This is a genomic window from Geodermatophilus sp. SYSU D00700 (genome assembly GCF_054050255.1).
The window spans coordinates 1-7,987 of sequence record NZ_JBJGZA010000068.1; the positions used below are offsets into that span (position 1 = coordinate 1).

At 77.7% G+C, this 7,987-nt stretch carries 8 protein-coding genes; 6 read left to right on the top strand and 2 right to left on the bottom strand.

Translation table 11 applies throughout. The annotated features are described in order from the left end of the window. Together ACI79V_RS24130 and ACI79V_RS24135 are read right to left on the bottom strand one after the other, a co-directional pair. The coding region (locus tag ACI79V_RS24130; protein WP_456893438.1) for a pirin family protein at positions 1–517 on the bottom strand (517 nt) is incomplete at its 3' end. Beyond that, positions 427–1,119 (bottom strand): phosphatase PAP2 family protein, encoded by a 693-nt coding sequence (locus tag ACI79V_RS24135; RefSeq protein ID WP_456893440.1) that lies wholly within the window; start codon positions 1,117–1,119, stop codon positions 427–429. The genes ACI79V_RS24135 and ACI79V_RS24130, both read right to left, overlap by 91 nt. A gap of 45 nt (positions 1,120–1,164) precedes the next feature. Between ACI79V_RS24135 and ACI79V_RS24140 the strand changes: the two genes are divergently transcribed. The 6 genes from ACI79V_RS24140 to ACI79V_RS24165 all read left to right on the top strand — a co-directional run bounded on the left by ACI79V_RS24140 (position 1,165) and on the right by ACI79V_RS24165 (position 7,897). Beyond that, on the top strand, positions 1,165–2,343 hold the full coding sequence (locus ACI79V_RS24140; protein WP_456893442.1) for a PucR family transcriptional regulator: 1,179 nt from the start codon (positions 1,165–1,167) through the stop codon (positions 2,341–2,343). Between the two features lie 221 nt (positions 2,344–2,564). Next, the gene (locus ACI79V_RS24145) at positions 2,565–3,779 is read left to right on the top strand and encodes an acyltransferase domain-containing protein (protein ID WP_456893444.1); all 1,215 of its coding nucleotides are present in this window, start codon (positions 2,565–2,567) and stop codon (positions 3,777–3,779) included. Next, a complete protein-coding gene (locus ACI79V_RS24150; protein ID WP_456893446.1) occupies positions 3,776–4,741 on the top strand; it encodes a beta-ketoacyl-ACP synthase III in 966 nt (321 codons plus the stop codon). Before ACI79V_RS24145 ends, ACI79V_RS24150 begins: the two co-directional genes overlap by 4 nt. Positions 4,742–4,817: 76 nt before the next feature. Next, the gene (locus tag ACI79V_RS24155; protein WP_089403103.1) at positions 4,818–5,057 is read left to right on the top strand and encodes an acyl carrier protein; all 240 of its coding nucleotides are present in this window, start codon (positions 4,818–4,820) and stop codon (positions 5,055–5,057) included. A gap of 50 nt (positions 5,058–5,107) precedes the next feature. Further along, entirely contained in the window at positions 5,108–6,346 is a 1,239-nt protein-coding gene (locus ACI79V_RS24160) for a beta-ketoacyl-[acyl-carrier-protein] synthase family protein (RefSeq protein WP_456875824.1), read from the top strand. 138 nt (positions 6,347–6,484) lie between these two features. Beyond that, positions 6,485–7,897 carry an acyl-CoA carboxylase subunit beta gene (locus ACI79V_RS24165; RefSeq protein WP_456893448.1) on the top strand — a complete coding sequence of 471 codons (1,413 nt, stop codon included), beginning with the start codon at positions 6,485–6,487 and terminating at the stop codon, positions 7,895–7,897. Positions 7,898–7,987: the final 90 nt, after the last annotated feature.

The following is a 7,987-nucleotide window of genomic DNA, read 5'->3' on the forward strand; positions in this document are numbered from 1 at the left end:
GCAGCCGCGCCATAGAGGAAGACCCCCCCACCCCCCCCCCCCCCAAACCCCCGCCCGCCCCCGCCCCCCCCCCCCCCCCCCCCCCCCCCCCCCCCCCCCCCCCCCCCCCCCCCCCCCCCCCCCCCGCGTCGGGGTCGGCCGCCCGCAGATAGGACTGCAGGACCCACGCGCCGGCGGGACCGGCGACCTCGTCGTGGTCGAGGCCGCGCCCGGCGCGCAGCACGCCGACGTCCCCGGCCGCCATCCCGGCGGCGTCCCCCCAGCGGTGCGTCACCGACCCGGCCAGCACGACGGCCACGACGTCGACGGCGCGGTGCGCGTGCACGCCGTAGCCGGCGCCGGGCGGCAGCCGGTCGAGGGTGACCCGCAGCAGCGGGCCGAGCGAGCCGTCGCCGGGCTCGAGCAGGGTCTCGCCGACCGGGCCGGTCACGTGCGGGCCCCCTCCACCGTGCGCCCGGGCAGCGCGGCCGCCCCGCCCGGCAGCCCGCCGAGCGCCAGGGCCACGGTCAGCGACCACGCGACGCCCATCGCCAGCCCGCCGACGACGTCGGACGGGAAGTGCACGCCCAGCCACACCCGGGTGAGCCCGACCAGCGCGGCGAGCGCGACCCCCGCCGCCAGCGCCCTGCGTCGCCCGCCCGCGGTCAGCCGCGGCCAGGCGAGGACCAGCGCGACGGTGACCAGCGTGGCCACGCCCGACGAGTGCCCGCTGGGGTAGCTGAGCCCCTCGTAGACCAGCCCGCCGTTCTCGTAGGCCGGGCGGGCGCGGCCGGCCGCCTCCTTGAGTGCGGTGGTGAGCGGGCCGATCGCGGTGATCGCCGCGCCCACCCAGAGCAGCGTCCGCCACGCCCGCCGCGCGGCCAGCCAGGCCAGCACCGGGAGGAACACCAGCACCCGGAACCAGGTGACCCCCGGGGTGGTCAGCACCTCCAGCAGCCCGCCGACCAGCGCGGAGCGGTCGTCCCCGGCGTAGAGCGCCCCGCTGACCGCCTCGTCGAGGCGGACCTGCGGCGGGAACCCGGAGACCACGCCGGCACCGAGCACGCCGAGGACGGTGATCCCGCCGCCGATCGCGGTGAGCACCCGACGGCGCGGGCGGGAGGCGTCGGGGGGCGGCACTCCCCCACTCTCCCCGACGTCGCGGGGCGTGACACGCTGGCCCGCGTGGTCGACCGGGGACACGACCGCCCACCGTCCGCCGAGACGCTGCGGCGGCTGGAGCGCGCCTCCGGCGCCATCGCCACCCGCGCCGTCGCCCGGATGGACGACGACCTGCCCTGGTTCCGCACCATGCCCGCCGACCAGCGCTCCTGGGTCATGCTGGTCGCGCAGGCCGGCATCGCCTCGCTGGTGGAGTGGTGCCGCAACCCGGGCCGCCCGCCCCGGCTGACCGGCGAGGTGTTCGGCGCCGCGCCCCGCGACCTGGTGCGGGCGGTGCCGCTCAAGCAGACCGTCGACCTGGTCAAGCTCACCGTCGAGGTGATGGACGACCACGTCGAGTCGGTGGCCGAGCCCGGGGACGCCGTCGCGCTGCGGGTGGCGGTGCTCCAGTTCAGCCGCGAGGTGGCCTTCGCCACCGCGCACGTCTACGCCAGCTTCGCGGAGAACCGCGGCGCGTGGGACGCCCGGCTCGAGGCGCTCGTCGTCGACGCGCTGGTCCGCGGGGAGCGCTCCGAGGAGCTGCCCGGGCGGGCCGCGGCGCTGGGCTGGGCGGGCACCGAGCCGGTCACCGTGCTGGTCGGCGCCGCCCCGGCCGACGGCGACGCGCACACCGCCGTCCGCCGGGCCGCCCGCTCGCACGGCGGCGAGGTCCTCGTCGGCGTGCACGCCGAGCAGCTGGTCGTCGTCCTCGGCGGGGTCGACGACGTCGCCGCGGCCGCCCGCCGGGTCGCCGAGGAGTTCGCCCCCGGCCCGGTGGTGCTCGGCCCCGTCGTCGACCGGCTCAGCGCAGCCGGCGGGTCCGCTGCCGCGGCCCTGGCGGGGCTTCGGGCGGCCCGGGCGTGGCCGGAGGCGCCGCGGCCCGTCGCCGCCGACGCCCTGCTGCCCGAGCGGGCCCTTGACGGCGACCCGCTGGCGCGGGCGGCCCTGGCCGAGCGGGTCGTGCTGCCGCTGCGGAGCGCCGGCGGCGAGGTGCTCGAGACGGTGCGCGCGGTGCTCGCCGGCGGCGGCAACCTGGAGGCCAGCGCGCGGGCGCTGTTCGTCCACCCCAACACCGTCCGGTACCGGCTCAAGCGGGCCGCGGAACTGACCGGTCTGGTGGCCACCGACCCCCGCGGCGCGTGGACGCTGCACGTCGCGCTGACCCTCGCCGACCTCGACGGCGGCCGCGGCCTCTGGCGCTGAGCACGGACCCCCTCGCCCCCCACCACTCGCAGGCTCGCGGCGGGGCCCTGCGAGGGGGCCGCCCGCGGAAGTGCTCGGGCGGGCAGTGTGGTCCCCACCACGGAAACGGCCTCTGGCGGCCATCTGGGGCGTCGTTCTTGTAGGAACCCTCCAAAGCGCGGCGGTGTGCTTTCGTCGCGCCCGAGCGCGCGGGCGGCCCCGACCTCTGACACGGTGAGGAGGTGCTGGCCGTCCTCGCCCCCGGACAGGGTGCCCAGAAGCCCGGGATGCTCACCCCCTGGCTGGACCTCCCAGGAGCCGAGTCCTTCTTCCGCTGGGCCGGCGCGATCGCCGACGCCGACCTGCTGACGATGGGCACCACCGGCGACGCCGAGGCCATCCGCGACACCGCCGTGACCCAGCCGCTGGTGGTCGCGATGAGCCTGTTCGTCGCCCGCGAGCTCGGCGGCCTGCCCGGCCCGGTCGCGCACTCGCCGCACAGCGGCCGCGACGTGGTCATCACCGGGCACAGCGTCGGCGAGCTCACCGCCGCCGCGCTGGCCGGCGTGCTGTCGGTGGAGGCCGCGATCGCGCTGACCGCCGTCCGCGGCCGGGCGATGGCCCGCGCGTGCGCGCTCACCCCGACCGGGATGTCCGCGGTCCTGGGCGGCGACCCGGAGGAGCTCGAGGCGGCGCTGGCGCGGCACGGGCTGGTGGCGGCCAACCTCAACGGCGGCGGGCAGGTCGTCGTCGCCGGGCCGGTGGAGGGGCTGGCCGCGCTCAAGGCCGAGCCGCCCGCGAAGGCGCGGGTGCTGCCGCTGTCGGTGGCCGGCGCCTTCCACACCGCCTACATGGCCCCCGCCCGCGAGGAGCTCGAGGCCCTGGTGGGCGGGCTCCGCCCGGCCGACCCGAGCCGGCTGCTGCTGTCCAACGCCGACGGCGCGGCGGTCGAGTCCGGCGCCGAGGCGCTCTCCCGCCTGGTCAGCCAGGTGACCAGCCCGGTGCACTTCGACGCCTGCCTGGGCACCCTGCGCGACCTCGGCGTCACCGCCGCGATCGAGCTGCCGCCGGCCGGGGCGCTGGCGGGGCTGGCCAAGCGGGAGTGGAAGGACGCCACGGACGGGAACGCGGTCGAGGTCCTGGCCCTCACCGGCCCCGGCGACCTCGACCGTGCCCGCGCGCTCATCGACGCCGCCCGCGGCCGGCCCGAGGCCGAGCACCAGCCCGACTGGCGGGTCGTCGTCGCCCCCGTCCGCGGCACCGTCAGCCCCGCCGACGTCCCCGAGGGCACCCGCCTGCCGGCCGGCACCCTGCTCGGCCGGGTCCGCGGCCGGCAGGGGGAGGCCGACGTGTCGGCCGGCTACGACGGCGTCCTCGCGGAGTGGCTGGTCCAGGACGGCGACCTGGTCGACGCCGGCGACCCCCTCGCCCGTCTCTACCCGGAGGTCCCCGCGTGAGCATCCGCCTGGCAGCCGGTGCGCCCGGCGCCCGCATCCTCGGACTCGGCGCCTACCGCCCGCGACGGCGGGTGACCAACGACGAGCTCGCCCAGGTCATGGACACCAACGACGAGTGGATCCAGACCCGGGTCGGCATCGCCGAGCGCCGCTGGGCGTCGGAGGACGAGACCCTCGTCGAGATGGCCGTCGCCGCCGGCGGCAAGGCGCTGGCCGCCAGCGGCCTGGCGCCCGACGAGATCGACCTGGTCGTGCTGGCCAGCGCGAGCCTCAAGGAGCCGATCCCCGGCATCGGCCCGCAGGTGGCCCACCGGCTGGGCATCCCGCGCCCGGGCGCCTTCGACCTCAACGCCGGGTGCGCCGGGTTCTGCTACGCCCTGGAGGTGGCCTCCGCCGCCATCCGCACCGGCTCGGCCCGCAACGCGCTCGTCGTGGGCGTCGAGCGGCTGACCGACGTCGTCGACAAGAGCGACCGGTCCACCGCGGTGATCTTCGCCGACGGGGCCGGCGCCGCCGTGCTCGGCGCCGCCGACGAGCCCGGCATCGGGCCGGTCGCCTGGGGCAGCGACGGCGACCAGTTCTCGGCCATCGAGATCGCCGCCGGCACCGGCACGATGACGATGGCCGGGCAGGCGGTCTACCGCTGGGCCACCACCCGGCTCACCGAGACGCTCGAGGAGGCGATGGAGGCCGCCGGCGTCGGGCCGCAGGACATCGACGTGTTCGCCCCGCACCAGGCCAACCTGCGCATCGTCGAGTCGATGACCAAGCGGCTGGGCTTCGGCGCGGACGTCGTCGTCGCCCGCGACATCGTGCGGTCGGGCAACACCTCCGCGGCGTCGATCCCGCTGGCGCTGACCGCGCTGCTCGAGTCCGGCGAGGCGAAGAGTGGTGATCTCGCGCTCGTCCTCGGGTACGGAGCGGGCCTGACCTTCGCCGGCCAGGTGCTCACCCTGCCCTGAGCCGCGCCACCGACCCCCGGACCCCCGGGCCCGACGGCGGGCACCGCCCGCCCCCACCGAGAGAGAGGACCCCCGCGTGAGCGAGGACATCCAGGCAGGTCTGGCCGAGATCCTGGAGGAGGTCGCCGGGGTCACCCCCGCCGACGCCACCCCGGAGAAGTCGTTCACCGAGGACCTCGACGTCGACTCCCTGTCGATGGTCGAGATCGCCACCGCCGTCGAGGACAAGTTCGGCGTGGCCATCCCCGACGACGAGCTCGGCAACATCAAGACCGTCGGCGACGCGATCAGCTACATCCAGAAGAACCAGGGCTGACGCCGGTCCCCCGGCCGCCCGCGCCTGCACGCCCCAGGAGAGGACCCGTCATGAGCTCGAACGACGACGTCGTCGTCACCGGCCTCGGAGCCACCACACCGCTGGGTGGCGACGTCGCCAGCACCTGGGACGCGCTGCTGGCCGGGCGGTCGGGGGTCCGCCGGCTCACCGACGACTGGGTCAAGGAGTTCCCGGCCCAGCTCGCCGCGACCCTGGCCACCGAGCCCGCCGAGCAGATCGACCGGGTCCGCGCCCGGCGGCTGGACCGCAGCCAGCAGGTGGCGGTCATCGCCGGCGAGGAGGCCTGGGCCGACTCCGGTGCCGCCGACGCCGGCGTCGACCCGGAGCGGATCGCGGTCGTGTTCGGCACCGGCATCGGCGGCGCGATGACGCTGCTCGGCCAGGACGACGTCCTCGAGGCCAAGGGGCCCAAGCGGGTCTCGCCCTTCACCATCCCGATGCTCATGCCCAACGGCCCCGCCGCCGCCGTCGGCCTGGCCGTGGGCGCCCGCGGCGGCGTGCACGCACCGGTGAGCGCCTGCGCCTCCGGCGCCGAGGCCATCCGCTGGGGGCTGGACCTGCTCCGCCTCGACCGCGCCGACATCGTGCTGGTCGGCGGCGCCGAGGCCGTCGTCCACCCACTGCCCATGGCCGGTTTCGCCGCGATGCGGGCGATGAGCACCCGCAACGACGAGCCCGAGCGCGCCTCGCGGCCGTTCGACAAGGGCCGGGACGGGTTCGTCCTCGGCGAGGGCGCCGCCGCGCTCGTGCTCGAGCGGGCCGGCTCCGCCCGCGCCCGCGGCGCCACGGTGCACGCCCGGCTCGCCGGGGCCGGCGCCACCGCCGACGGCTACGACCTCGTCGCGCCGCACCCCGAGGGCGAGGGCGCCGCCCGCGCGATCGGCGCCGCGCTGCGCGACGCGGGCCTCTCCCCCTCCGACGTCGGCCACGTCAACGCGCACGCCACCTCGACGCCGGTCGGCGACACCGCCGAGGCCCAGGCGATCCGCAGCGCCGTCGGCGAGGACACGCTGGTGTCGGCGACCAAGAGCCAGACCGGCCACCTGCTCGGGGCGGCCGGGGCGCTGGAGTCGGTGTTCACCGTCCTGGCCCTGCGCGACCAGGTGGTGCCCGCGACGGCCAACCTCGACGACCCCGACGACGACGCCGCGGTCCAGGCGCTCGACATCGTGCGCCGCGAGCCGCGCAGGGCCAGCTTCACCGCCGCGGTCAACGACTCCTTCGGCTTCGGCGGGCACAACCTGGCGCTGGTCTTCACCACGTTCTGACGAAGGACCCCGCTGCCCCCCCGCCACTCGCACGCTCGCGGCGGGCCCCTGCAGCGGGGCCGTTCCAGCACCTCAGCCGGCCTCGCGGGGGGCCGGTCCTCGACCGTCCGGCCCCGGGCCGGCCTCTGGAGACCCCTGGTGACCACCGTCCACGCCGTCCCGACGCTGCCCAGCCCCGACCCGCGCGACCCCGAGGACCGGCTGCTGCGCCTGCTCGACGACGGATCCGCGGCCCTGCTGACCCCCCGCGACACCTCGGGCGTGCTGGCCGCCCGCGGCACCGTCGACGGCGCGCCGGTCGTCGCCTTCTGCACCGACGCCACCGTCATGGGCGGGGCGATGGGGGCCGACGGCTGCCGGCACGTCGTGGACGCGATCGACACCGCGCTGCGGGAGCGGGTGCCGGTGGTGGGCGTCTGGCACTCCGGCGGCGCCCGGCTCGCCGAGGGCGTCACCGCGCTGCACGCCGTGGGCGAGGTGTTCGCCGCGATGGTGCGCGCCTCGGGGCGCATCCCGCAGGTCTCGGTCGTCCTCGGCCCCGCCGCCGGTGGCGCCGCGTACGGCCCGGCGCTCACCGACCTGGTGATCATGGGCCCGGCCGGGCGCGTGTTCGTCACCGGTCCCGACGTCGTCCGCTCGGTCACCGGCGAGGACGTCGACATGGAGAGCCTCGGCGGACCCGACACCCACGGCCGGCGCAGCGGCGTCGTCCACGTGGTCACCGACTCCGAGGCGGCGGCGCTGGCCACCGCCCGCCAGGCGGTCGGGCTGCTGGCCGCCCAGGGCTCCTTCGGCCCGGTCGCCTCCCGGCCCGGCGCCGACCTGCGCGCCCTGCTGCCCGAGCGGGCCAACCGCGCCTACGACGTCCGGCCGCTGGTGGCCGCGGTCCTCGACGGGCCGGGACTGGAGCTGCACCCGCGGTGGGCGCCCAACGTCGTCACCACGCTGGGCCGGCTGGCCGGGCGCACCGTCGGGGTCGTGGCGAACAACCCGCTGCGGCTGGGCGGCTGCCTGGACTCCGCATCGGCGGAGAAGGCGGCCCGGTTCGTGCGGATGTGCGACGCGTTCGGCGTGCCGCTCGTGGTGCTCGTCGACGTCCCCGGCTACCTGCCCGGCGTCGGCCAGGAGTGGGACGGCGTCGTGCGGCGCGGCGCCAAGCTGCTGCACGCCTTCGCCGAGGCGGTGGTGCCGCGGGTGACCCTGGTGACCCGCAAGGCCTACGGCGGCGCCTACATCGCGATGAACGCCCGCTCGCTGGGCGCCACCGCCGTGATCGCCTGGCCGGGGGCGGAGGTGGCGGTGATGGGCGCCCGGGCCGCCGTCGGGATCCTGCACCGCAAGAAGCTGGCCGCGGTGCCGCCCGGGGAGCGGGAGGCCCTGCACGCCCGGCTGGCCGAGGAGCACGAGCGGATCGCCGGCGGGGTGGCCCGGGCGCTGCAGATCGGTGTCGTCGACGAGGTGATCGAGCCCTCGCAGACCCGCGCCCGGCTGGTGCAGGCCCTGGTCGCCGCGCCGGCCGGCCGCGGCGCGCACGGCAACATCCCGCTGTAGCGCCACACTCCCGGACCGGCGTGGACGAGGAGAGGCCCGGCCCCGCCGCCCCGCTGGCGGGGCGCGGGGGGGGGCGTCCGGCCCGCCCAA